Source organism: Streptomyces sp. NPDC041970, from assembly GCF_055588985.1.
Map to the genome: position 1 here is coordinate 1 of NZ_JBVJCD010000081.1, position 22,972 is coordinate 22,972.

Annotated in this window: 14 protein-coding genes, 1 tRNA gene and 1 riboswitch; of the genes, 7 read left to right on the plus strand and 8 right to left on the minus strand. The window is 75.0% G+C overall.

What is annotated here, in order from left to right; translation table 11 throughout:
- Positions 1 to 402: 402 nt before the first annotated feature.
- Complete coding sequence (locus ACZ6EJ_RS26020; protein WP_469270456.1) at positions 403 to 960, minus strand: MarR family winged helix-turn-helix transcriptional regulator; 558 nt, start codon at positions 958 to 960, stop codon at positions 403 to 405.
- 131 nt (positions 961 to 1,091) lie between these two features.
- Here ACZ6EJ_RS26020 and ACZ6EJ_RS26025 point away from each other — a divergent pair, with 131 nt between their 5' ends.
- The gene (locus ACZ6EJ_RS26025; protein ID WP_469270472.1) at positions 1,092 to 2,414 is read left to right on the plus strand and encodes an MFS transporter; all 1,323 of its coding nucleotides are present in this window, start codon (positions 1,092 to 1,094) and stop codon (positions 2,412 to 2,414) included.
- Positions 2,415 to 2,439: 25 nt separating this feature from the next.
- Here ACZ6EJ_RS26025 and ACZ6EJ_RS26030 read toward each other — a convergent pair whose 3' ends face one another.
- Complete coding sequence (locus ACZ6EJ_RS26030) at positions 2,440 to 4,209, minus strand: ATP-binding SpoIIE family protein phosphatase (RefSeq protein WP_469270458.1); 1,770 nt, start codon at positions 4,207 to 4,209, stop codon at positions 2,440 to 2,442.
- A 299-nt stretch (positions 4,210 to 4,508) separates the two neighbouring features.
- Positions 4,509 to 5,999, minus strand: a complete 1,491-nt coding sequence (locus ACZ6EJ_RS26035) for an NAD(P)/FAD-dependent oxidoreductase (RefSeq protein WP_469270459.1) — start codon at positions 5,997 to 5,999, stop codon at positions 4,509 to 4,511.
- 333 nt (positions 6,000 to 6,332) lie between these two features.
- Here ACZ6EJ_RS26035 and ACZ6EJ_RS26040 point away from each other — a divergent pair, with 333 nt between their 5' ends.
- Both ACZ6EJ_RS26040 and ACZ6EJ_RS26045 read left to right on the plus strand, forming a co-directional pair.
- Positions 6,333 to 7,277: a TetR/AcrR family transcriptional regulator gene (locus tag ACZ6EJ_RS26040; protein ID WP_469270460.1), complete on the plus strand. Its 945-nt coding sequence runs from the start codon at positions 6,333 to 6,335 to the stop codon at positions 7,275 to 7,277.
- A gap of 699 nt (positions 7,278 to 7,976) precedes the next feature.
- On the plus strand, positions 7,977 to 9,983 hold the full coding sequence (locus tag ACZ6EJ_RS26045; protein WP_469270461.1) for a sigma-70 family RNA polymerase sigma factor: 2,007 nt from the start codon (positions 7,977 to 7,979) through the stop codon (positions 9,981 to 9,983).
- 289 nt (positions 9,984 to 10,272) lie between these two features.
- Here the strand turns inward: ACZ6EJ_RS26045 and ACZ6EJ_RS26050 are convergent, their stop codons facing one another.
- Positions 10,273 to 12,384 (minus strand): asparagine synthase-related protein, encoded by a 2,112-nt coding sequence (locus ACZ6EJ_RS26050; protein ID WP_469270462.1) that lies wholly within the window; start codon positions 12,382 to 12,384, stop codon positions 10,273 to 10,275.
- Between the two features lie 853 nt (positions 12,385 to 13,237).
- Between ACZ6EJ_RS26050 and ACZ6EJ_RS26055 the strand changes: the two genes are divergently transcribed.
- The 4 genes from ACZ6EJ_RS26055 to ACZ6EJ_RS26070 all read left to right on the plus strand — a co-directional run bounded on the left by ACZ6EJ_RS26055 (position 13,238) and on the right by ACZ6EJ_RS26070 (position 19,044).
- Entirely contained in the window at positions 13,238 to 14,815 is a 1,578-nt protein-coding gene (locus tag ACZ6EJ_RS26055; protein ID WP_469270463.1) for a sporulation protein, read from the plus strand.
- Positions 14,816 to 15,097: 282 nt separating this feature from the next.
- Entirely contained in the window at positions 15,098 to 16,354 is a 1,257-nt protein-coding gene (lhgO, locus tag ACZ6EJ_RS26060) for an L-2-hydroxyglutarate oxidase (RefSeq protein ID WP_469270464.1), read from the plus strand.
- A complete protein-coding gene (gene trmB / locus ACZ6EJ_RS26065; RefSeq protein WP_469270466.1) occupies positions 16,347 to 17,315 on the plus strand; it encodes a tRNA (guanosine(46)-N7)-methyltransferase TrmB in 969 nt (322 codons plus the stop codon). The genes lhgO and trmB overlap by 8 nt, the downstream gene beginning before the upstream one ends.
- Positions 17,316 to 17,493: 178 nt before the next feature.
- Complete coding sequence (locus tag ACZ6EJ_RS26070) at positions 17,494 to 19,044, plus strand: PrsW family intramembrane metalloprotease (RefSeq protein ID WP_469270467.1); 1,551 nt, start codon at positions 17,494 to 17,496, stop codon at positions 19,042 to 19,044.
- Positions 19,045 to 19,143: 99 nt separating this feature from the next.
- Here the strand turns inward: ACZ6EJ_RS26070 and ACZ6EJ_RS26075 are convergent, their stop codons facing one another.
- The 4 genes from ACZ6EJ_RS26075 to ACZ6EJ_RS26090 all read right to left on the minus strand — a co-directional run bounded on the left by ACZ6EJ_RS26075 (position 19,144) and on the right by ACZ6EJ_RS26090 (position 22,872).
- Positions 19,144 to 20,178, minus strand: coding sequence for a M23 family metallopeptidase (locus tag ACZ6EJ_RS26075; RefSeq protein WP_469270468.1), 1,035 nt, complete (start codon positions 20,176 to 20,178; stop codon positions 19,144 to 19,146).
- A gap of 11 nt (positions 20,179 to 20,189) precedes the next feature.
- Positions 20,190 to 20,342, minus strand: a riboswitch (cyclic di-AMP (ydaO/yuaA leader).
- Positions 20,343 to 20,568: 226 nt separating this feature from the next.
- Entirely contained in the window at positions 20,569 to 21,765 is a 1,197-nt protein-coding gene (locus ACZ6EJ_RS26080; RefSeq protein WP_469270469.1) for a PP2C family protein-serine/threonine phosphatase, read from the minus strand.
- Positions 21,766 to 21,933: 168 nt separating this feature from the next.
- Positions 21,934 to 22,680, minus strand: a complete 747-nt coding sequence (locus tag ACZ6EJ_RS26085; protein WP_469270471.1) for a MerR family transcriptional regulator — start codon at positions 22,678 to 22,680, stop codon at positions 21,934 to 21,936.
- A gap of 118 nt (positions 22,681 to 22,798) precedes the next feature.
- Positions 22,799 to 22,872 (minus strand) — tRNA-Met (locus ACZ6EJ_RS26090).
- Positions 22,873 to 22,972 lie beyond the last annotated feature (100 nt).

Consider the following 22,972-nt stretch of genomic DNA (forward strand, 5'->3'; position numbering starts at 1 on the left):
ACTCTATCAGACTCTTTCGCGTCCGATTCCCGGTCGAAGCGGGATGCTTTCCAGATCCTGCGCTTTCGCGCTCTCCCTTTCCGGCGGTTCCGACTCTATCAGATCCTTTCGGGCCTGACTCCCAGTCAGCGGGCTTTGCCTTCGCGGCTGTTGGGCCGTTCCGACGCCCAAACTCTAGCGGATTCTCCCGGCGGCTCATAATCGAGCCTTCGCAAATGAATTCCGGACATGCCGAAATCATCCCGAGTGGGAGGCCGTGCTGCGGTTTGGTTGCCGCGTGCGCGGCGGGATCGGCTGCCGCGGAACCGTTCCGGCTCCGTGACAACTCGGAGAACTTTACTGATCCACCAGGGGCGTGTCAACCCGCCTCCGGTGTACCCCCGGTCGAGCCTGCGACGGGCCTCAGTCCAGGTCGGTGAGGCGGCCGCCGGCGTCCGGCTGGGCGTGCTCCACCCTGCGCAGCAGGCGTACCAGCAGCTCGCCCAGGACCCCGCGCTCGTCCCCCGACAGGTCCTGGAGCAGGTCCTCCTCGAAGTCCGTCGCCATGCGCATCGCCTCGAGCCACTTGGCCCGGCCCTCGTCGGTCAGCTCGACGATGACGCGCACCCGGTTGTTCTCGTCGCGGTCGCGCGTGACCAGGCCCTCGCCGGCCATCCGGTCGATGCGGTGGGTCATGGCGGCCGGGGTGAGCCCGAGGCGCTTCGCCAGCTCGCCCGGACCGAGGCGGTAGGGGGCGCCCGAGAGGACGAGGGTCTTGAGGACCTCCCACTCGGTGTTGCTGATCCCCAGCTCCGCGACCTGCCGCCCGTACGCGACGTTCATCCGGCGGTTCAGCCGGCCGAGTGCGGAGACGACCTGTTCGACCTGGGGGTCGAGGTCGCCGAACTCGCGCTGATAGGCGGCGATCTGTTCGTCGAGGCTCGGCTCCTGGGGGCCGGGCTCCTCGGTGCTCTCGGACATGGCGGGCAGTATGGCACGCCTCCCCCTCCTCTCAAGTGCTTCAGCCTGTAGTTTTCACCTCTTAACTTTAGTGCTAAAGTCTTCGAGTCTGATTCCTTCAAGTTCTGAGGTAGGTGAGTGTGACCAGGGAGATGGGCGCAGCGCTGCGGCGGATCCAGCTCGGCAGCGCGCTGAGCGCGTTCGGGCTCGGGTTCACCGTTCCGTATCTGTACGTCTACGTGGCGCAGGTGCGGGGTCTGGGCGCCGGGACGGCGGGGGTCGTCCTGGCCGTCTTCGCGATGGCGGCGCTGGCCGTTCTGCCGTTCACCGGGCGGGCCATCGACCGGCGGGGCCCGCTGCCCGTGCTGCTGGCGGCCTCCGCTCTCGCCGCCGTGGGCGCCGCCGCCCTCGGGTGGGCGGGCACGGTGCCGACCGCCGTGGTGTCCGCGGCGATCCTGGGCGCGGGGACCGCCGTCATGCAGCCCGCCCTCGCCACGATGCTCGTGTGGTGCTCCGGCACCGCCACCCGTACGCGGGCCTTCGCCATGCAGTTCTTCCTGCAGAACCTGGGACTGGGCCTCGGCGGGCTCGTCGGCGGGCAGCTCGTGGACGTGGACCGTCCGGCGAGCTTCACCCTGCTCTTCCTGATCGAGGCCGCGATGTTCGTGGTCCTCGGCGTCGTCGTGGCCACCGTGCGGATGCCCTCCGCGGCGTCGCTCCCCGCCGGCCGGCCGGGCGGCGAAGGCGCTGGGGGCGGGATGCGGGCGCTGCTCTCGCACCGGGCCATGGTCCACCTGTGCGTGCTGGGGTTCGTGCTGTTCTTCGCCTGCTACGGGCAGTTCGAGTCCGGGCTGGCCGCGTACGGCACCGAGGCGGCCGGGATCGAGCCCGCCGCCCTCGGCTACGCCCTGGCCGCCAACACGGCGGTCATCGTCGTGGCGCAGTTCGTCGTCCTGCGGCTCGTGGAGCACCGGCGGCGCAGCCGGGTCATCGCCTCGGTCGGCCTGATCTGGGCGTTCGCCTGGATCGTGGCGGGCTATGCGGGGCTCGGGCACGGCAGCCAGGCCATGGCGACGGCCGCGTTCATCTCGACGTACGCGCTGTTCGGGCTCGGTGAGGCGATGCTGTCGCCGACCGTGGCCCCGCTGGTCGCCGACCTGGCGCCGGAGTCGATGGTCGGGCAGTACAACTCGGCGTTCGCCCTGTGCAAGCAGCTCGCGCTCGCGGTCGGCCCGGCCGTGGGCGGTCCGATGGGGGCCGCGCTGCACGGCCCGTACATCGTGACGTTCGTGCTGTTCTCCCTGGGGATCACGGTGCTCGCGCTGCGCCTGGGGCGCCGGCTCACCCCCGTACAGGACCAGCCGTCCTCGGCGGTCGTGCCCTCGCGGGTGGTGGCGGTGTCGCTCCCCGGGGACGGGGAGGCGGGGGGCGGGGCGGCCCGTTCGGCGGCCGCCCCCGCATCCGCCGGGCGCTGAGACCGCGCGCCGGGGAGCCGCCCCCTCAGCGCGGCAGCGCGAACTCGCACCAGACCGCCTTGCCGCCGCCCGGCGTACGCCGGCTGCCCCACGCGGTGGCGATCGACGCGATGATCGAGATGCCGCGTCCCGCCTCGTCCGCCGGTTCGGCGCGGCGGCGGCGCGGCAGGTGGTCGTCGCCGTCGGTGACCTCGATGATCAGCCGGCGGTCCGTGCGGCGCAGGCCGAGCCGCATCGGCGGGGTGCCGTGCTGGAGGGAGTTGGCGACCAGCTCGCCGGCGGCGAGGACGCCGAGGTCGCGCAGCTCGACCGGGAAGCGCCACGAGGTCAGCACCCCGGTGGCGAAGGCGCGGGCGCGCGGGGCGGCCTCGACGCCGCCGAGGAGGTCGAGCGCGGCGTTGTGGAAGAGCTCGGCGTGCGCCCCCGTGCGGGAGGGGTGCTGGACCACGAGGACCGCCACGTCGTCGTCGTGCTCGGCGGTGACGCCCAGGGACCGGATCAACCGGTCGCAGACCACCTGCGGTGCCCCCTGGGCGCCGGCGAGGGCGCGGGCCAGCGAGGCGACGCCCTCGTCGATGTCCTCGCTACGGCGTTCGACCAGGCCGTCCGTGTAGAGGACCGCGGTGGAGCCGGGCGGCAGCGCGATCGTGCCCGAGGTGTGGAGCCAGCCGCCGGTGCCGAGCGGCGGGCCGGTGGGGTCGGCGGCGCGGTGGACCGTGCCGTCCTCGTCGCGGACGAGGATGGGGAGGTGCCCGGCGGAGGCGTAGACCAGGCGCCCCTCGTTCGGATCGTGGACGGCGTAGACGCAGGTCGCGATCTGGCTGGCGTCGATCTCGGCGGCCAGGCCGTCCAGGAGCTGGATCACCTCGTGCGGCGGGAGGTCGAGCCGGGCGTAGGCGCGCACGGCGGTGCGGAGCTGACCCATGACGGCGGCGGCGCGGACGCCCCGGCCCATCACGTCGCCGATGACCAGGGCGGTCCGGCCGGCTCCGAGGGTGATGGCGTCGTACCAGTCGCCGCCCACGGCGGCGTCCGTGCCGCCGGGCTGGTACGTCGCGGCGATGCACAGGTCGTCGGGCTGCTCCAGCTCCTGCGGGAGCAGGGAGCGCTGGAGGGTGACGGCCGTCTCGCGGTGGCGGCGCTCGCTGGCGCGCAGGCGTTCGGCGGCTTCGGCGTGGTCGGTGACGTCGGCGACGTACACGAGGACGCCGCTCTCGCTCCGGCCTCCCCTCCTCTTCCGGCCGTCCTTCTCCCTCTGCCGCTCCCCGGCGTCGTCCCCGGCGGGGTCGCGGGCCTCTTCCCCGTCGGCGGCCCCCCATGCGGCGACCGGGGTGCAGGTCACGGTGTACGAACCGCCCGCGGCGGACCGGCGGGACTTCACCGTGCGGGGGGTGCCGCTGCGCCGGACCTGGTCGAGCAGGGGCAGCACGCTCAGCTCGGCCAGCTCGGGCATCGCCTCGGCCGCGGGCGCGCCGCACGGACGGGGGCCGAACGCCGCTTCGTAGGCGTCGTTGACGTGGGCGACGAGGTGGTCCGGGCCGTGCAGGAGGGCGACGGGGGCGGGGAGCCGGCCGAGGACCTCGCGGGCCGAGAGGCCGCCCAGGGCGGGGGCCGGCTCGGCGGCCGTGGGGGCGTCGCCCGGCGGTGCGGTGCGGGGGCCGCCGTCCGGCCGGGCGGACGGGCCCTCCTGTTCGGCGTACTCGGCGCGGGCCGCCGGTACGGACGTGCGGTCGTCCCGCGCGGCGGCTCGGCGCTGCGTTCCGGGAAGGCGGGCGCTCCAACGCGTGAAGTTCACGGTATTTCTGGCCTCGTGTGTCGGTGTGGTCCGCTCGGGCGGGCTGCTTCTTCTGCCGGATTCGGGGGCGCCGGGGGCCGTACCCCCGAGAAGGCGCAGTCGGGCCTCGTGCTGCTGTTGGTGCGTCGCTGCTGGTCACTGTGGGTCACTGGCGGCCGGGTCACTCTGCGCAGGTGCGGGCCCACCTATGGTCACACGTCCAGTGTGACCGACCGTACTGACAGTCGCCGTCCAGCGGTCTGTCCCACCGCCGTTCGGGTCGCGGGAGGGGGACGTGCGCACCGCGGCCCGACGCGCCGTCAGGTGCCGGTTCGGCGGTCGTCCGGTCGCTCCTCGGGACCGTCCGGGTGGCCGGGAGCGGGATCGTCCGGTTGGCCGGACGAGGGGCGCGGCAGGGTGCCGGGGCGCGGTGCGGCCGCGGGTCCGCCCCCGGCCGCGAGGGCGAACTCGGCGCGCGGGTGCTCCAGCGAGCCGAGGGAGACGATCTCGCGTTTGAAGAGTCCGGCGAGGGTCCATTCGGCGAGGACGCGCGCCTTCCGGTTGAACGTCGGCACCCGGCTGAGGTGGTACACGCGGTGCATCAGCCAGGCGGGGTAGCCCTTGACCTTGCGGCCGTAGACGTGGGCGACGCCCTTGTGCAGGCCGAGGGAGGCGACCGACCCGACGTGCGCGTGGCGGTACTCCTCGAGCGGCCGGCCGTCGATCGTCGCGAGGACGTTCTCGGCGAGGACCTTCGCCTGGCGTACGGCGTGCTGGGCGTTGGGGGCGGTCTCCCGGCCCGGTTCGGGGGCGGTCAGGTCGGGTACGGCGGCGGCGTCGCCCGCCGCCCAGGCGTGGGGCCTGCCCTCGACGCCGAGGGTGGCGGTGCACCGCAGCCGGCCGCGTTCGGTCAGGGGCAGGTCGGTGGCGGCCAGGAGCGGGGCGGGTTTGACGCCCGCGGTCCACACGAGCGTGCGGGTCGGGAAGCGGGAGCCGTCGCTGAGGACCGCGACCCGGTCCTCACAGGTGTCCAGGCGGGTGTCGAGGCGTACGTCGATGTTGCGGCCGCGCAGCTCGCCGACGGCGTACGCCCCCATGGCGTCGCCGACCTCCGGGAGGATGCGTCCGGTGGCCTCGACCAAAATCCAGCGCAGGTCGGCGGGCTTGATGTTGTGGTAGTACCGCGCGGTGTACCGGGCCATGTCCTCCAGCTCGGCCAGCGCCTCCACGCCCGCGTAGCCGCCGCCGACGAAGACGAAGGTGAGGGCGGCGTCGCGGATCGCGGGGTCGCGGGTGGCGGAGGCGATGTCCATCTGCTCGATGACGTGGTTGCGGAGCCCGATCGCCTCCTCGACGGTCTTGAAACCGATGCCGAAGTCGGCGAGGCCGGGGACGGGCAGGGTCCGCGAGACGGATCCGGGCGCGATGACGATCTCGTCGTAGGCGATCTCCAGGGCCCCGGTGCCGTCCTCCTCCGTGGCGAGCGTGGCGACGGTCGCGGTGCGCCGGGCGTGGTCGATGCTCCGGGCCTCGCCGATGACGATCGTGCAGCGGTCCAGGACGCGGCGGAGCGGCACGACCACGTGGCGCGGGGAGAGGGAGCCGGCGGCCGCTTCGGGCAGGAACGGCTGGTACGTCATGTAGGGCTCGGGCGTGACGACCACGATCTCGGCGTCGCCGGTCTTCAGTCTCTGCTTCAACTTCCGTTGGAGACGCAGCGCCGTGTACATCCCGACGTAGCCGCCGCCGACGACGAGAATGCGCACACCGGGCCGGGTGCCGGGGGCCGTCCCCCGGGAATCTGGAGCCATCACCACCCCATGACGCAACGGAGTCGGTGGTTTGTCCACAGGCCCGGCAAATTGTGTGACCGGACGTTCCTGGGCGGTCCTCCCGGCCGTCGGCGTACGGAAAGGGGTAGCCGCGCAGGTCAGGCGCTACGCGGGCGACCGGGGGGCGGGGAGCGGTCGGCTCTTGGTCCGATCGGGGGGTGTCCACCGTGGAAGTACCCCCTTCTGAATTGACCCCCGCTCAACTATGTTCGTAACCCGTCGGGGTGTCGGGTGCGGATTCCGTTGTGCTCCGCTCCCCGGCTGACACGGCGGGGAAGTCTCCGGGGGGAGACGTCATAACCGGGGGAAGTTATGCATATTCAGGATTCGCAGTCCGCGCTCTCGCACGCGTCCGAGGCCCATGGGCGACTGGGCTCCGTAGGAGCGCTCGGCGTGATGAGCTCGGCCGACGCCGTACGCTCCGCCGCCGCGGTGAGCGCCGCCGCGATGGGGGCGGCCGCCATGTCCGCCGTCGAGCAGACGGTGAGCGGGGCGAACGGGTCGCACGGTTCGGCCGCCGCGGGCTCCGTGAGCGCGTCGCGTTCGGCCCCGCTGCGCGTCGACGCGCAGCGCAATCTGGAGCACGTGCTGCGGGCGGCGCGTGAGGTGTTCGGCGAGCTGGGGTACGGCGCGCCGATGGAGGACGTGGCACGTCGCGCGAGAGTCGGCGTGGGGACGGTCTACCGGCGCTTCCCGAGCAAGGACGTCCTGGTGCGCCGGATAGCCGAGGAGGAGACCTCCCGGCTGACCGAGCAGGCGCGGGCGGCACTGGGGCAGGAGGAGGAGCCGTGGTCGGCGCTCTCCCGCTTCCTGCGTACGTCGGTGGCGTCGGGCGCGGGCCGGCTGCTGCCGCCCCAGGTCCTGCGGGTCGGGGTCGACGTGGACGAGGCGGGCGCTCCGGTGGCCGGCGGGTCCGCGTCGGTGCCGGGCGACGCGGACGAGGCCCGTGTTCCGCAGCAGAGGCAGGGAGCGGTCGGCCCGACCGACCGCCGCGCCGCCGGGCGGCGCGGCGGGGGCGCGGACGGGTTCGACGGCCTCGGCGAGGAGCCGGGCGCGGTCGAACTGCTGGAGGTCGTGGGCCGGTTGGTGGAGCGGGCGCGGGAGTCGGGCGAGCTGCGCCGGGACGTGACCGTGGCCGACGTGCTGCTGGTCATCGCCACGGCCGCCCCGTCGCTGCCGGACGCCGCTCAGCAGGCCGCCGCCTCGGCCCGGCTGCTGGACATCCTGCTGGAGGGCCTGCGGGCGCGCCCCGCGTGACGGCTCGGCCGCCGGGTCGGGGGCGCCGCCTCTGACGGTGGCGCGTCCGGCCGGGCCCGCGGTCGCCGTGCGGCGGTGTGGTCGGCGGGGGCGGGGCGGGGCGGCCGTACGGCCGTGTCGTCGGGCCGTGCTCATGGGCGTAGGGCGGAGCGCGGTCCGTCCGGGCTCGTGGTCGCGGCGCGATCGTGCGGTCCGTCCGGGCTCGTCGCCGCCATCGGGGCGCAGGGCGAACGTGCAGTCCGTCCGGCCCGTGGCCCGTCATGCGGTTGCGTAACGGCGGTCGCGGTGCGGCTTGTCGGGTGTAGCGAGGGTCTTCGAACAGTGGGGCGGGGGCTCGCGCGCGGGGCGGGGTCTGCCTCCAGCGCCCGCGTCCGGGTGCGTCCGGAGCGGCCCTCCGGGGCCTGCCGCGTCCGGGGTGCGTCCGGGAGCGTGTCCCGCCGGTCCGGCCCGCGCCCGGAGCGCCCTCCAGGCGCCGCGCCCGGTGCCGCGTCCGGAAGGTGTGCACCGGCTGACGGCGAGCGAACCCTGCGCCGAGCGAAGCCGCAGGCCCTCTATCCCTGAAAGGGCGGTCTTCAGTACTGGTATTCGAGAAAAACACCCCGGATGAGTGGTACAGGGAACTGAGCATCCGTCGTCATTGAGCCATGTGGCACTCTGGCCCGATGTTCGAGTCCGACGGTGTGTACGGGGGCTTCCGCGATGGGCGGCAACGAGCAGCAGGAAGAACCACTCGACGAGATCGCTGCCGCGAGCGGGGGCACGAAGGCCGGCGGACTGCCGGCGGGCCAGGTGCCGAGCCAGTCCGGGCGGGGGCCGTCGGACGGTGACGCCGGGGGCGGGACCGTCCTCCCCGGCCCGTGGCCGCCGGCCGTACCGCCGGAGGACACCGCTCCGGGCCCCGGTGGCGACGGGGAGGGGTTCGCGGTCCCGCAACAGCGTGCGGGGCGCAGCGGAGCCCCCGACGCGGGTCCCTCCGACGCCCAGTTGATCGAGGCCATGCGCGGCGGTGACGACCGGGCCTACGAGGAGTTGTTCCGGCGGCACTCGGCCGCCGTGCTCCGCTACGCCCGGAGCTGCTGCCGGGACGCGCACACCGCCGACGACCTGACGGCCGAGGTGTTCGCGCGCACACTGCAGGCCGTACGGGGCGGGAAGGGGCCGCAGGAGGCGGTCCGGGCCTACCTGATGACCGCCGTCCGCCATGTCGCCGCCGCCTGGACCAGGAGCGCGAAGCGCGAGCACCTGGTCGAGGACTTCGCGGTGTTCGCCGCCCAGGCCGTCAACGCCGGTGAGCTGTCCGGCGACGGCGCCCTGGACCTCGGCGCGGATGTGCTCGCGATGCGCGAGGCCGAGCAGTCCATGGCGATGCGGGCGTTCCGGAGCCTGCCGGAGCGCTGGCAGGCGGTCCTGTGGCACACCACGGTGGAGGAGGAGTCGCCGAGCGAGATCGCCCCGCTGTTCGGCCTCACCCCCAACGCGACCGCCGTCCTGGCGGTCCGGGCCCGCGAGGGGCTCAAGCAGGCGTATCTCCAGGCCCACGTCGGCCAGGCGCTCGCGGCGGGCGGGGATTGCGCGCAGTACGCCGACCGGCTCGGCGCGTACGCACGGGGCGGTCTGCGGACGCGCGCCGAACGCGGTCTGCGCAAGCACCTCGAAGCCTGCGCCAAGTGCCGTCTCGCAGCGGGCGAGTTGGCCCATGTGAACGCCGGTATCCCGGCGCTGCTCCCGATCGCGGTCATCGGATGGTTCGCCGCCGGTTACGCGCTCAAGGCCGCGGGCGTCGTGGCGGGCGGCGCCGTCGGGGCCGCCGGTGCGGGGGCCGCCGCCGCGGCCACCGGGCCGGGCGGCGCCGGGGGATCGGCCGGGGGCGCGGCGGTCTCGGAAGGGCTCGGCGCGCCCGCGAAGGCCGGGATCGCCGCCGCGGTGGTCGTGGCGGCGGCCGGGCTGGTGTGGGGGCTCGTCGGCGACGACCGCCCGAAGCCGGAGCCCCGGCCGGTGGCGAAGCCCCCGTCCGCCGTGCCCGCCGTGCCGGCCCCGGAGCCTCCCCCGCCGCCCCCGGCGGCGGCTCCTGAGCCGCCGCCCGCTCCCGCGCCGCCGCCACCGACTCCGTCACCGTCCGCACCGGCCCCGTCGCCGAGCCCACCGCCCCGTCCTGCCCCGACCCCCGAACCGCCGCCGGAGCCCGCGCCCCCGCCGCCGAGCCCCCCGCCGTCCCCGAAGCCCACGCCGACGCCTGCGCCACCGCCCCCGCCGCCCCCCGCGCCGGAGGTGTACCGGGTCAGCAAGTTGGCGTACTCCCCGCTCGGTGATGGCACCGGGCCGGAAGTGGAGATCGGCCCCAGCGGCTGGGTCTGGCAGCGTTCGAACGTGTCGATCGCCTCCCGGCGGTACGAGCACGGAGCGACGGTGCACGCCCGCTCGTCGGTGACCATCCGGTTGAACCGGCCGTGCACGCGCTACGAGGCCATGGCGGGTGTGGACGACCTGTCGCCGGGGCGCGGTGCGGTGCGCTTCTCCGTGTTCGGCGGGGACGGGACGCGGCTGTGGCGCTCCCCCGCGATGCGGGGCGGCGAACCCGCCGTGCCGGTGGGCGTCTCCATCGCCGGGCAGTCCGCGATCCGGCTCGTCGTGGAGCCGGAGGAGCCGCCGTTCGGCGTCGGCACGGCACTGGCCGACTGGGCGGAGTCCCGTATCACCTGCGCCTGACGGGACGCCACGGCCGTAAGGCCCGCGCGCTGGAAGCCCGTGCGCGCGGGTGCTCCCAGCCGTAGGGCCCGCGCACCGGACGCCCGTGCGCACGGGGTGTCCCAGCCGTACGGCTCACGCACCGGACGCCCGTGCGTACGGGACGCCACGGCCGTCCGGCCCGCGCGCTGGAAACCCGTGCGCGCGGGTGCTCCCAGCCGTACGGCCCGCGCCGGCGCCCGCACAGCCGGCACGGACGCCGGGCCCGCCGGCAGGGGGTCTTCCGGGCGCCGCGGGGAGCGCCTTCCGGTCAGGGTTGCAGGGTGCGCCCGGCCGGGACCACGCCGCCCGCGACCGCGCGCCGGCGCGGAGCGGCCGTACCGGTCCAGCAGGTGCCCCGGCGCGCGAGGAGGCGGCGCAGCCACAGTTCCGTCGAGGCCAGGTCCGCCAGGCCGTCCAGGGGCAGCGGCGCGCCCTCGGAGGCCGCGCGCAGCGCCTTGCGGACCACGCGGGCCTCGACCAGGCCCGCGTCCGCGAGCAGGGGGGCGTCGAACAGGGCCATCAGGTCGGGCAGCGCGGTGCGCAGCCCGGTCCGGGTGACCGCGGCGGAGGTGGCCTGCGAGGGGGTGCCCCAGCCGGGCGGCAGGTCGTGGATGCCCGCCCCGCCCAGCACCCGGCGCAGGATCGCGGCGCGGGCGCCGGGCTGGACGCGCAGGGACTCGGGCAGCGCACGGGCGGCCCTGACCACCTGGTTGTCGAGGAACGGGGCGTGCAGGCGCTGGCTGCGGATCTCCGCCGCCTGCTCCAGGATGCGGTGGTCGGCGGCGGCGCGGGCGAGGGCGGCGCGGGCGCGGGCCTCGCCGGGGCGCTGCACGGAGGTCGGCCGGATCGCCGCCGCCTGGAGGCGAACCGATACTTCGGCGAGCGCTTCCCCCGTCAGCCAGCGCGCCGCGGGGCCGGGGCGCGACCAGGCGAGGGCGGCGAGCGAGGCGTCGGCGGGGGTGGCGAGGTCGGGGGCGCACCGGTTGGCGTCGGGCAGCAGTCCGGCGGCCGACTCCAGACCGGCGCGGTAGGACGTACGGGCCAGGCGGCGGGCGGCGCGGTAGACCGTCAGCGGGACGAACAGGGAGTGCGCCGTGGGGCCTTCGGCCTTGGTGAGGGCGGCGACGGGGCGCAGGAGGTGGCGTCTGCGCCGGTCCAGCAGGAGGTCGGCGAGCCGGGCCGGGTGCGCGTCCAGGACCTGCCGGGCCCCGTGTCCGACGAGGTGGTCGGCGCTGCCGGCGGCGAGGCGGCGGCGGTGGCGTTCGGCGACGACGAGGGAGGGGCCCGGTTCGTCGGTGAGCGCACCCGTCCCCGACGAGGCGTACGGCAGGGCCTCTTCGCCCGCCGCGACGACCACGTGGCGCAGGCGCGGGTTGGCGGCGATGACGCGGGCGCGTTCGAGCTCGTCCTCGTGGGCGCGGGTGGTGAGGTCGTTGAAGGTGACGGCGAGCAGCCGCTCCCCCGCCGCCGCGCCGTGGCCGAGGAGGGTGCCGGGGAGTCCGGGGAGCCCGGCGGCGAGCAGGGCGAGGGTGGCGGAGGCGCTGCCTCCGGAGAGGTCGGCACCGATGCCCGGCACGGGTGCGCCGCGGGCGGCACGGCGGTCGGCGGGGCCCATGCCGGGGACCGGCCCCGGATCGGCCGGCAGGGTCCCCGGCGCGTGGCGGGGTGCGGTGAGCCGGGCGCGTACGGCCTCGACGAGCGCGTCCCGTACGCCCTCGACCGCGTGCACCGGGTCGGTCTGGGGCGCGGCGACAGCGAGCGAGGCGACGGCCTCGTACCCGGTGATCTCGCGCGAGCCCTCCCGCAGGATGAGCGCGTGGCCCGGCGGGACCCGCTTCACACCGACGTACGGGGTGCCGTCGCCGAGGGCCTCGGGCGTCTCGGGGCAGGCGAGCAGGGCCGCGAGGTGCCCGATGTCGAGCTGGGCCTCGATGAGGTCGGCTAGCGGCAGGGCGGCGGTGGCGTAGGCGGTGCCGTTGGCCCACGGGGTGTGGAAGACGGGCCGGGCGCCGGCCAGGTCGCCCGCGACGGTGATGCGGCGGCCGATCTGCACGACGGCGGTGTAACTGCCCGGCCAGGCGGTGAGATGGCGCATCGCGCCGCCGCGCGCCGCGAGCAGCCCGACGCGCAACTGCTCGTCGGTGGCCCCGCAGCAGCCGAGGACGGCGAGGCGGGCGGTGGGCGCGCCCTCTGGAGTGGCCACGCCGATCACGCGGACCTCGTCGGGGCGCCAGTCACCGACCGCCCACAGCGGATCGGGGTCGCCCCACAGGAGTTGGGAGCCCACGGGGTGGACCGTGCGCTCCTCTCCGCCGTCTCCGACCGCGCCGGCGGTGCCGAAGCGCGCGGCGATACTGCTCCATCCCACCAACCAACGCATCGCCGCCTCCACAGGCTGTGGACAAACGGCGTACCTGAGGGACGAGACGCCGCTGCGGGACATGCTGCCACGACAACGCCGTGCGGGAGGGCGTACGGGCGGCGCACGCCGGAAGGGCACGCGCCCCTGGCAAGGGCCTGACGTGGACGTCGTCGGGGAGACGGCAATGGCGGGGCGCGAGCGGGGAGTTGCGGTTGGCCGGGCGAGCCGCCCCGCGCCGGCCCGGTCGCTCCCGCAGCACGGAGGGCGGCCGGACCCGCCCGAAAACAGCGTCGATATCCAGCCATAGTCAGACCGTTGGCCAGACCCTCACCGAGCCGTCGCTATTCGGCCATTCTCTCGAAGTGCCGCCCCGCGCCCGCACGGTGCCGCGCCGAGCGGGCGGCCCCTCGCACGCACGGTCCGGGAGGTGGGCCTCACCTCCCGGACCGGTCCGCCGCCCGCGGGGAAGGGGGCGGCGGTATCCCCCAGCCCACTGAGTCCAGTGCAGCGGGCCGACCCACGCAGGACCCAGACAAGCGGCCCGATGGAGGCCGGGCCAGAGCGCACGGCCGGGCGCACGGCCACACGCCGGGAGCACGCGGACCACCGCCCCGACCGCCCCCGCGAGGGCCGCTCCGACCACCCGCACGGGCAACAATCCCGCCATCCGGACCTCTGCCCCTTAACGGTAGGGATAGGGAGAACTACGCTGTGTTTACCGGTGTTCTCAGCAGGGGGGCATATTCCTCGGGGCTCGGCCATATGCGTGTGCAGGCGGAGTACGGAGGCGCGAACCTGGGGAGGCACCGGTACGAATGCCGCGCGCCGTCCTCGGTGTCGCGGCGGCTGTCTGTGTGTCGAGGGGTGGCGCATGTCCAGGGAGCAACGCGGGCCGAACGAGAAGCTCGGCACAGTTCTCGCCCTCGCGGGAATCAGTAACGCCGGGCTCGCCCGGCGGGTCAACGACCTCGGAGCACAGCGCGGTCTGACACTTCGCTACGACAAGACCTCGGTGGCCCGGTGGGTCGCCAAGGGGATGGTGCCGCAGGGCGCGGCGCCGCATCTCATCGCGGCCGCGATCGGGGCCAAGCTCGGCCGACCGGTCCCGCTGCACGAGATCGGCCTCGCCGACGCGGACCCGGCCCCCGAGGTCGGCCTCGCCTTCCCTCGGGACGTGGGCGAGGCGGTCAGGTCGGCGACCGAGCTGTACCGGCTGGATCTGGCCGGGCGGCGGGGCGGCGGCGGCATCTGGCAGTCCCTGGCGGGATCGTTCTCGGTGAGCGCCTACGCGACCCCCGCCTCCCGCTGGCTGATAACCCCCGCCGATCCGTCGGTGGCACGGGACGCGACGGCGGCGCGGGCAGCCGTTCTCCGTACGCGCGCGGCCCCCGACGGACCGGCCGGAACGGGCGGGCGCGGCGCACCGGGAGCGCGCGGGGCGCACCTCCCGCGCACGGAGGGCGGCACGGCCGGGATCTCCGGCTCCGTTCCGCTCCAGCCCGGCCCGGAGTCGGTGGCGGACGCCTCGCCGCTGCGGGTCGGCCACAGCGATGTGGCGAAGCTGCGCGAGGCCGCCCAGGACGCCCGGCGCTGGGACTCCAAGTACGGCGGCGGCGACTGGCGTTCCTCGATGGTCCCGGAGTGCTTACGCGTCGACGCCGCACCCCTGCTCCTCGGCTCGTACACCGACGAGGTGGGCCGGGCCCTGTTCGGCGCGGCGGCGGAGCTGACCCGGCTGGCGGGCTGGATGGCCTTCGACACCGGCCAGCAGGAGGCCGCCCAGCGCTACTACATCCAGGCCCTGCGCCTGGCCCGCGCCGCCGCCGACGTCCCCCTCGGCGGATACGTCCTGGCCTCGATGTCCCTCCAGGCCACCTACCGGGGCTTCGCCGACGAGGGGGTCGACCTCGCGCAGGCCGCCGTCGAGCGCAACCGCGGGCTCGCCACCGCCCGCACCATGAGCTTCTTCCGCCTCGTGGAGGCCCGCGCCCACGCCAAGGCCGGCGACGCACCGGCCGCGGGGGCCGCGCTCAAGGGCGCCGAGAGCTGGCTGGAGCGGTCCCGCGCGGGCGACGCCGACCCGTCCTGGCTGGGCTTCTACTCCTACGACCGGTTCGCCGCCGACGCCGCCGAGTGCTATCGCGACCTGAAGGCGCCCCGCCAGGTCCGGCGCTTCACCGAGCAGGCGCTGTCCCGGCCGACCGAGGAGTTCGTCCGCAGCCACGGACTGCGGCTCGTCGTGTCCGCCGTCGCCGAGCTGGAGTCGGGCAACCTCGACGCGGCCTGCGCGGCGGGCACCCGAGCGGTGGAGGTGGCCGGACGGATCTCCTCCGCCCGCACCACGGAGTACGTCCGCGACCTCCTGCACCGCCTCGAACCGTACGGGGACGAGCCGCGCGTCGCGGAGCTGCGCGAACGGGCCCGCCCGCTGCTGGTCACCCCGGTCTGACCCGCGGCCGGGGCGGGTCCGCCGGGCGGCCGGGCCACCGGCCGGGCGAGGCAGGCCACACACCGCCCGCCCCGTGCCCGGAGTCGGGCAGGCGTCGGGCAGGACGTGCGCGCCAGTGCGCACCGGCCGGTCGGCCACCGGCGTGCACCGGCGCGCGCCGGTCAGGCCCCCCGGCGGGCGCGCCGGACGCGGTCCGCCCCGCGTGACGCACACGCCCTGCCCCGATCGGGTTTGAGCCGGTTGTCAGTGGGCCAGTGCACTATCGGGGTGGGAGGTGGCTCGATGGCGACGCATACGGCGTACGACTGCGATGTGCTGGTGATCGGCGGCGGGATCGTCGGTCTGTCGACCGCGTACGCGGTCACCCGCTCCGCGCCGGGCGTCCGGGTGACGGTCCTGGAGAAGGAGCACGGCCCCGCCCGCCACCAGAGCGGCCGCAACAGCGGCGTGGTCCACAGCGGCATCTACTACCGCCCCGGTTCGCTCAAGGCGCGGTACGCGCTGCGCGGCTCCGAGGAGCTGGCGGAGTTCTGCGCCGAGCACGGCATCGGGCACGCGGTGACCGGCAAGCTCATCGTCGCCACCGACCGCTCCGAGCTGCCCCGGCTGCACGGCCTGGCGCAGCGCGGCCGCGCCCACGGCCTGCCCGTGCGGGAGCTGGGCCCCGCCCAGATCGCGGAGTACGAGCCCGAGGTCCGGGGGATCGCCGCGATCCGCGTCGGCACCACGGGCGTCTGCGACTTCGCCGCCGTCGCCGCCCGCCTCGCCGCCGAGGTCACCGCGTCGGGCGGCGTCGTCCGGTACGGCGCGGAGGTCACCGCGATAGACCGGCGCGCCTGGGGCGTCGCGGTGCGGACCGCCGACGGCCGGGTCGTCCGGGCGCGGACGCTGGTCAACTGCGCGGGACTCCACAGCGACCGGCTGGCCCGGCTCGCCGGGGACGATCCGGGGGTGCGGATCGTGCCGTTCCGCGGCGAGTACTACGCGCTCGCCCGCCCCGAGCTGGTGCGCGGCCTCGTCTACCCGGTGCCGGACCCGGCCTTCCCCTTCCTCGGCGTCCACCTCACGCGCGGCCTCGACGGCTCCGTCCACGTCGGTCCGAACGCGGTCCCCGCCCTGGCCCGCGAGGGGTACGGCTGGCCCGTCGTCCGCCCGGCCGACCTGCTGTCCACGCTGAGCTGGCCGGGCGCCTGGCGGATCGCCCGCAGGCACTGGCGGTACGGGGCGGGCGAGGTCCACCGCTCGCTGTCCCGGTCCGCCTTCACCCGCGCGGTCCAGCGGCTGCTGCCCGCCGTCACCGAGGAGGACCTGCGGCCGTCGCCCGCCGGGGTGCGGGCCCAGGCGGTGCTGAGGGACGGCACGCTGGTGGACGACTTCCTGATCCGCGAGGCCCCGCACACCGTCCACGTGCTCAACGCCCCCTCGCCCGCCGCGACGGCGTCGCTGCCCATCGGGCGAGAGGTGGCGCGACGCGCGCTGGACCGGGCTCGGGGGACGGGGTGGAAGCCGCCCGCCGTAGAATCGGGCCATCGTGTCTGAACAGCCCTTTGACCCCGCCCCCGGTACGCCCGACGCCGCCTCGGCGTTCCGCGGCGCCGATCCGACCGGCTCCACCGCCGCCGACGCCGCGGCTCCTGCCCCGTCCGGCTCCACCGCCGCCGACGCCGCGGCTCCTGCCCCGTCCGGCTCCACCGCCGCCGACGCCCTCGTGGACGACGGGGCCGCCGACGCGGCCGCGCTGCGGGCGGCCTCCTTCGAGCGGCAGCGCCGGCTGCGCCAGGAGCCCCGCTTCCCCGGCGGCCCCGCCGCCGACCCCGCCGGTTCGCACCACGAGCGCCGCATCCGGAGCTTCCAGCCGCGCCGCAGCCGGGTCACGCCAGGCCAGCAGGACGCCCTGGAGCGGCTGTGGCCCAAGTGGGGCCTGGACATCGACGGGCAGCGCGTCCTGGACCCGGACGAGCTGTTCGACGGGCTGCCGGTCGTCCTGGAGATCGGCTTCGGCATGGGCGAGGCCACCGCGCAGATGGCGGCCGACGATCCGGGCACCGGCATCCTCGCCGTCGACGTGCACACCCCCGGCCAGGGCAACCTCCTCGGCCTCGCGGACCGGGCCGGGCTGTCCAACGTACGGGTGGCCAACGGCGACGCGGTCATCCTGCTCCGCGAGATGCTGCCCCCCGCCTCCCTCGACGGCCTGCGGGTCTTCTTCCCCGACCCGTGGCCCAAGGCGCGGCACCACAAGCGGCGGCTGATCCAGCCGGAGTTCCTGGACCTGGCGGCCCCCCGGCTGAAGCCCGGCGCGATCCTCCACTGCGCGACCGACTGGGAGCCGTACGCGGAGCAGATGCTCGACGTGCTCACCGCGCACCCCCTCTTCGAGAACACCGCGGCCGACGGCGGTTACGCCCCGCGCCCCGCGTTCCGCCCGCTCACCCGGTTCGAGGGGCAGGGGCTGGACAAGGGACACGTCGTCCACGACCTGCTGTTCGCCCGCGTCTGACGCCCGGTCGCGGCAGCCGTCCGTCCGGCGCGGGCCCGCCGGGGGCGTCCCGGCCGGCGCGCGGTCGCGGGGCGCGCCTGGACGCGCACGCGCCGGAGGACCGTCCAACGCGCCCTCACGGAAGGCGTCCGAGCCGACGGCGGGCTCGGATGTCAGTCCTTCTCGCTAAGGTCGAGTGGTGTCCGACGGTTCTGTACAGCATCGACAGGTGCGGCCGGCTGTCCCGGTCCTCCACGAGCAGCGGCTCGACGAGGTCCTGGGCCCCGCGCCGGAGCGCGGCCAGTGGCGCTACCGGCCGCGCCGCGTCGGCATGGTGTGGCGCAGCAAGGCGTTCCGCGCCGGGGCGGTGGTCGTCGCGCTCGTGCTGTGCGGGCTGGTGATCCTGGCCCTCGTGCGGGAGCAGACCGGCCCCGAGGGGTTCCTGGTCGGTCTCGGGCTCGCCCTGCTGCCGGTGCCGCTGCTGATGGCCGCCTTCCGCTGGCTGGACCGGGTCGAGCCGGGGCCCTGGCGGAATCTGCTGTTCTCCTTCGCCTGGGGCGCGTGTGCGGCCGCGCTCGTCGCGATCATCGCCAACTCCTTCGCGACGCGCTGGATAGCCACCGCGACCGCCGACCCGGCGAGCGCCGGCACCCTGGGGGCGACCGTCATCGCCCCGGTCGTGGAGGAGAGCGCGAAGGCCGCCGCCGTGCTGCTGATCTTCCTGTTCCGCAGAAGGGAGTTCAGCGGGGTGGTGGACGGGATCGTCGTCGCCGGGTTCACCGCGACGGGCTTCGCGTTCACCGAGAACATCCTCTATCTGGGCAACGCGTTCGGCGAGGACCAGCAGGTGGGCAGCTCCGGGCTCGCGTCGGTGACGGCGGGGACGTTCTTCGTGCGCATCGTCATGTCGCCTTTCGCGCACCCCCTGTTCACGGTCCTCACCGGCCTCGGTTTCGGCTTCGCGGCCGTCAGCGACCGCCGCCACCGGGTCCGCCGGATCGCCCTGCCGCTGCTCGGCCTGCTGCTGGCGATGGGCCTGCACGCCCTGTGGAACGGTTCGTCGGTCTTCGGCCCGTACGCCTTCTACGCGGTGTACGGCACCGTGATGGTCCCGGCGTTCGGGCTGGTGACCTGGTTGGCGGTCTGGTCGCGCCAACGCGAGTTGCGCACCCTCGCCGCCGAGCTGCCCGCGTACGCCGCCGCCGGCTGGCTCGCCCCCGACGAACCGACGGCGCTCTCCTCCATGCGGGCCCGCGGCCTCGCCCGCGACCTGGCCCGCCACTGGCAGCGGGACCGGAGCCGGGGCCGGTCCGCGGCGCGCGCGGTCGCGGAGTACGAGTCGTTCGCGACGTCCCTGGCCGGGCTGCGCCGCCGGGCCCGCCACGGCGCGGTGGGCGCGGACTTCGCCGCGCGGGAGCGCGAGCTGCTGCACCACCTCTGGCAGCGCCGCGCCGTCGCCGCCCCGGCCCTCACCCACGCCGCCCGCCTCACGGCCCGCCCGCGCTCCCACCGCCGAGCCCCGTTCCCGTACGCGAGCGGATACGGAAGCGGACACGGGCCCGGAGGAATCGGGTCCGGCTACGGAAGCGGGCCCGGTCACGGGTACGGCCACGGCGCCCACGCCCGACCGCCCGGTCCCGCCCACGCGGCCCCGCTCCCGCACCAGCCCCCGTACGCCGGACCCCCCGGCCGGGGCCCGCACCCCCCGTACGGCGACGCGCCGCACACCCACCGCCGCACACCGCGGTAGCGGGCGGCGCCCCGCACAGGGTCCGGGGAACGCGCGAGGCCTCCCGGTCCGGGGCGCTCGGCGGGAGCGCCCGGACCGGGAGGCCCGGTTCTCGACGGGTCAGACCGGCAGGCCCTTGCTGTTCAGCCAGGCCCTCGGGTCCATCGCGGAGCCGCCCGCGGTGCGGACCTCCAGGTGGAGGTGGACGCCGGTCACGTTGCCGCTGTCGCCCATGCGGCCGATCGTCTGGCCGGTGGTGACCCGCTGCCCGACCGACACCTCGATCGAGGCCTGGTGGGCGTACCAGATCTCCGTGCCGTCATCGAGCCGGAGGACCGTGCGGTAGCCGTACGCGCCGGAGTAGCCGGCCGACGTGATCGTGCCGCTGTGCACGGCCTTGAGCGGAGCACCGGCCGACCCGGCGAAGTCGAGGCCGGTGTGCCGGCCGGAGGACCACAGCGCACCGGACTGCCCGTAGGTCGAGGTGATCGTGTAGGAGGCGGTGGGCAGGGAGTAGCTGGCGGCGAGCCTGGTGAGGCGCTCGGCCTCCGCCTTCCGCTCCGCCGCTTCCCTCGCCGCCTTCTTCTCCGCGGCGGCCTTGGCCTCGGCCTCGTCCTGCTGCTTCTTCGCCTCGGCGGCGGCCTTCTCGGCCGCGGCGGCCTCGGCGGCGGCCTTCGCCTCGGCGTCGGCGCTGGCCTGCTGCTGCTCGGCCTGCTGGAGGATGCGGGCGCGCAGCGCCTCGCCCGCGTCGGTGGCGCCCCCCTCGGCCTCCGCGGTGGTGATGCCGGCGGTGGTGAGCGGTGCGGTCGCGACGACCGGGGCGCTGCCCGTCTCCGTGGACATGAGGGCGCCGACACCGGGAAGGGACTTGGCGTCGGGGAGATTGTCCGCGATCGAATCGGGAAGGGTGATGGAGACCGGCGGCTTGCTCTGGGCGGTGGCCATGCCTCCCGCGCCGACGGCCGCGATGACGCCGACCCCGAGGACGGTGGAGCTGCGGGCCAGACCGCGCTGCTTGGCCACGCGGTGCTTGCCGCGCACCGGACGGATGGACTCCGCGGTGGGGTTCCACTCCTCCCGAGACCGCTCCGCGCCTCCGAAGTCGTCGGGGGCGAAGGGTGACAGCGCCTCAGGGGCAGGCTGGTTGGACGCCACGTGGGCGCACTCCTTTCCTTCCTTCTCGCCTACCGGGTTAGCTGACGGGTTCGGAGCAGGAAGGTCTCCTACGGGCCCCTCCGCCTCTCACGAGACGCAGGTGTCCGATTCACCCCATGAAGGTGGTTCCCCGGTTCCCTTGCGGAATTCGGCGCTCGCGCACGGTGCCGCCTCTGTCGACGGCTGGGACGACCGCGCTGCGTTATCGAACGTTAATAGACACCGGGCCCCGATTCCAAGCCGTCCCTGTTGATCATTAACGGACTCGGCGGGGATGTACGGGTCACAAGCGGGTGGAATCGGGCGACTTGACCAGGGCTCAGCCACACCACTTTTTCTGACGGTATGTCAAATGTTATGCGTAGCGGCGCGCTCCGACTACGCACCGTGTCAACCCTTCGCGCCCTTTCCCCGCCCCACGATCTTCACCGTGGTCCGCGGCACCGGCTGCCCCTCCGCCGGCCGGGCGACCGCGAGCAGCGCCAGGTCGTCCGTGGCCCGCCCCCCGGTGTGCAGCCGCACGTCGTCGGTCAGCGCCGACAACAGCTCCTCCGGCCCCGGAAAGATCCGGCCGCGCAGCCGGGCCGCCGGATCGTAGAAGTTCCCGTACGCGTCACGGGCCTCCGACAGCCCGTCCGTGAAGGCCAGCAGGGTCGACCCCGCGGGCATCGCCCACTCGTCGGACCGGTCCGGCCACACCCCCAGGTCCATCCCCAGCGGCAGCGCCGGCGCGGAGGGCGCGAGCACCTCCACCGCGCCGTCCGCGTGCAGCAGGATCGGCTCGGGGTGCCCGCGGTTGACCAGGCGCAGAGCGGCCGATCCGGGCGGGATCTCGGCCAGCACCGCGGTGATGAACCCCTCCATCACGTCCAGGCCGTACCGCCGCGTCCCCTCACGGGCCAGCGCACGCTCCAACCGCTGCGCGACGCCCTCCAACGCCTGCTCCTGCTCGGCGGCCTCCCGGAACGCCCCGATGATCACCGCCACCGCCTCGACGGCGTCCAGCCCCTTGCCGCGTACGTCCCCGACCACCAGGCGTACGCCGTACGGGGTGTCCGCGACCGCGAACAGGTCGCCGCCCACGAACTCGTCCGCCTGCGCCGCCTCGTACCGCGCGGCCACCTGGAGCCCGCCGATCCGCTCGGCCGGCGTCGGCAGCACCGCCCGCATGGCGGTCTCCGCGATGACCCGCGCCGAGGCCAACTGCTCGTTGCCGCGCCGCACGACCCCGTTGATGACGAGGGCCAGCACCGCCGCGGTGAGCACCGTGACCATCTCGATGACCGGGACCACCTGCGTGGAGACCCCGTCGAGGAACCGCATCACGGTGACCGCGAGGAGCGCGGCCACCCCCGTGCGGACGGTCCTGGGCCGGGAGAAGAACGGCGCGGCGATCAGCGGGGCCGCGACGAACAGGGGGACGGCCGTGAAGTTGGGCGGGGTCAGCTCGTCGAAGACCAGCCCGCCCACGATGAGCAGGGCCGGCAGCATCCGGACGAACCGCCGGGTGACCTGGGAGCCGGACGTCCCTGCGGCCTCGGGGGCTCCGAACAGAGCCCGCCCGAGTGCCCCGGTGTTCCCGGTCATGCCCCCGCCCCGCTCCTTGGCCAACCCCACCTGTCCACTCCTGCCCGGTCCACCCACGGCTGCGGACGGTACCGCTCCCCGTCCAGGCTTCCCGGAGCCGCGCCGAGCGGCGACTCCTCATCGGCCGAATAGGGGGAGCGGAAGGCGGAAGCCCCCCGACCTCCGTGGTCAGTCGGAGAGCCGGCGTTCCGCGTAGACCGTCAGTGCGTCCCTCACGAAGGCGGCGGTGCCGTCTCCGTAGCGATCGTAGTTCTTTCCGAACCGCGGATCGGCGACATACATCCCGCCGAGCCCGATCACGTACGCACGGCTCGGCTCCTTCGTCGCCGACAGCCACGCGCAGTGGCGCCGCGCGATGTCCTGCGCCTCGGCGCCGTCCGCCGCGAGACCGGCCTCCCGCGCCCGCCCGTAGTCGCGGGCGATGGCCTCGTGCTCCGCCAGGAACGCCTTCCTGCGCTCCGGCCCGAGCGAACGCCACCACCGGTCGCCCTCCTCGTACGCCTCCCGACCCCAGCGCTCGCCCACCTCCTGCTCGTACACCGTGTGGTCGAAGCCGTCGAACACTTCATCGGCCATGAGTTCCGTCCCCTCCAGCGTCCTGTGGAGAGTGGTCCGCACCGAGGCGATCTGCCGCCCGATGCGCGCCTGCTCCTGTTCGAGCAGCCGTAGATGCGCCCGCAACGCCACCGCCGTGTCCCGCTGCCCCTCCAGCACGTCCTTGATCGCCGGCAGCGACAGCCCCAGCTCCCGCAGCAGCAGGATGCGCTGCAACCGGACGAGGGCGTCCTGGTCGTAGTAGCGGTAGCCGTTGCTCCCGACCCGGCTCGGCACGAGGAGACCGAGGTCTCCGTAGTGCCGGAGCGCACGGCTCGTGGTGCCGGCCTTCCTGGCGACTTCCTGGATGGACCACTCCATGCCGGAAACGCTAGAACTTCACGCTGCGTCAAGGTCAAGCCGAACGCCCCGGCCGCCCTCCGGCCCGGATACGACTCAGGCCCGGCACGCTGCCTGCGTGCCGGGCCTGGTCCTTCAGTAGCGGGGACAGGATTTGAACCTGCGACCTCTGGGTTATGAGCCCAGCGAGCTACCGAGCTGCTCCACCCCGCGTCGGTGAACCCCACTCTACGCCACCGAGCGCCCCTCCCCGACCACCGGAGCCGCCCCCCGGCCCCGGCCCGCTCCGGCGTGCGCGGTGGCGGTCACCCCG

Excerpts from the sequence above, each read along its gene's own strand:
- ACZ6EJ_RS26020 (WP_469270456.1), bottom strand. The coding sequence starts at position 960 with ATGTCCGAGAGCACCGAGGAGCCCGGCCCCCAGGAGCCGAGCCTCGAC.
- ACZ6EJ_RS26025 (WP_469270472.1), top strand. The coding sequence starts at position 1,092 with ATGGGCGCAGCGCTGCGGCGGATCCAGCTCGGCAGCGCGCTGAGCGCG.
- ACZ6EJ_RS26035 (WP_469270459.1), bottom strand. The coding sequence starts at position 5,999 with ATGGCTCCAGATTCCCGGGGGACGGCCCCCGGCACCCGGCCCGGTGTG.
- ACZ6EJ_RS26040 (WP_469270460.1), top strand. The coding sequence starts at position 6,333 with ATGCATATTCAGGATTCGCAGTCCGCGCTCTCGCACGCGTCCGAGGCC.
- ACZ6EJ_RS26045 (WP_469270461.1), top strand. The coding sequence starts at position 7,977 with ATGGGCGGCAACGAGCAGCAGGAAGAACCACTCGACGAGATCGCTGCC.
- ACZ6EJ_RS26050 (WP_469270462.1), bottom strand. The coding sequence starts at position 12,384 with ATGCGTTGGTTGGTGGGATGGAGCAGTATCGCCGCGCGCTTCGGCACC.
- ACZ6EJ_RS26055 (WP_469270463.1), top strand. The coding sequence starts at position 13,238 with ATGTCCAGGGAGCAACGCGGGCCGAACGAGAAGCTCGGCACAGTTCTC.
- lhgO (WP_469270464.1), top strand. The coding sequence starts at position 15,098 with ATGGCGACGCATACGGCGTACGACTGCGATGTGCTGGTGATCGGCGGC.
- ACZ6EJ_RS26080 (WP_469270469.1), bottom strand. The coding sequence starts at position 21,765 with ATGACCGGGAACACCGGGGCACTCGGGCGGGCTCTGTTCGGAGCCCCC.
- ACZ6EJ_RS26085 (WP_469270471.1), bottom strand. The coding sequence starts at position 22,680 with ATGGAGTGGTCCATCCAGGAAGTCGCCAGGAAGGCCGGCACCACGAGC.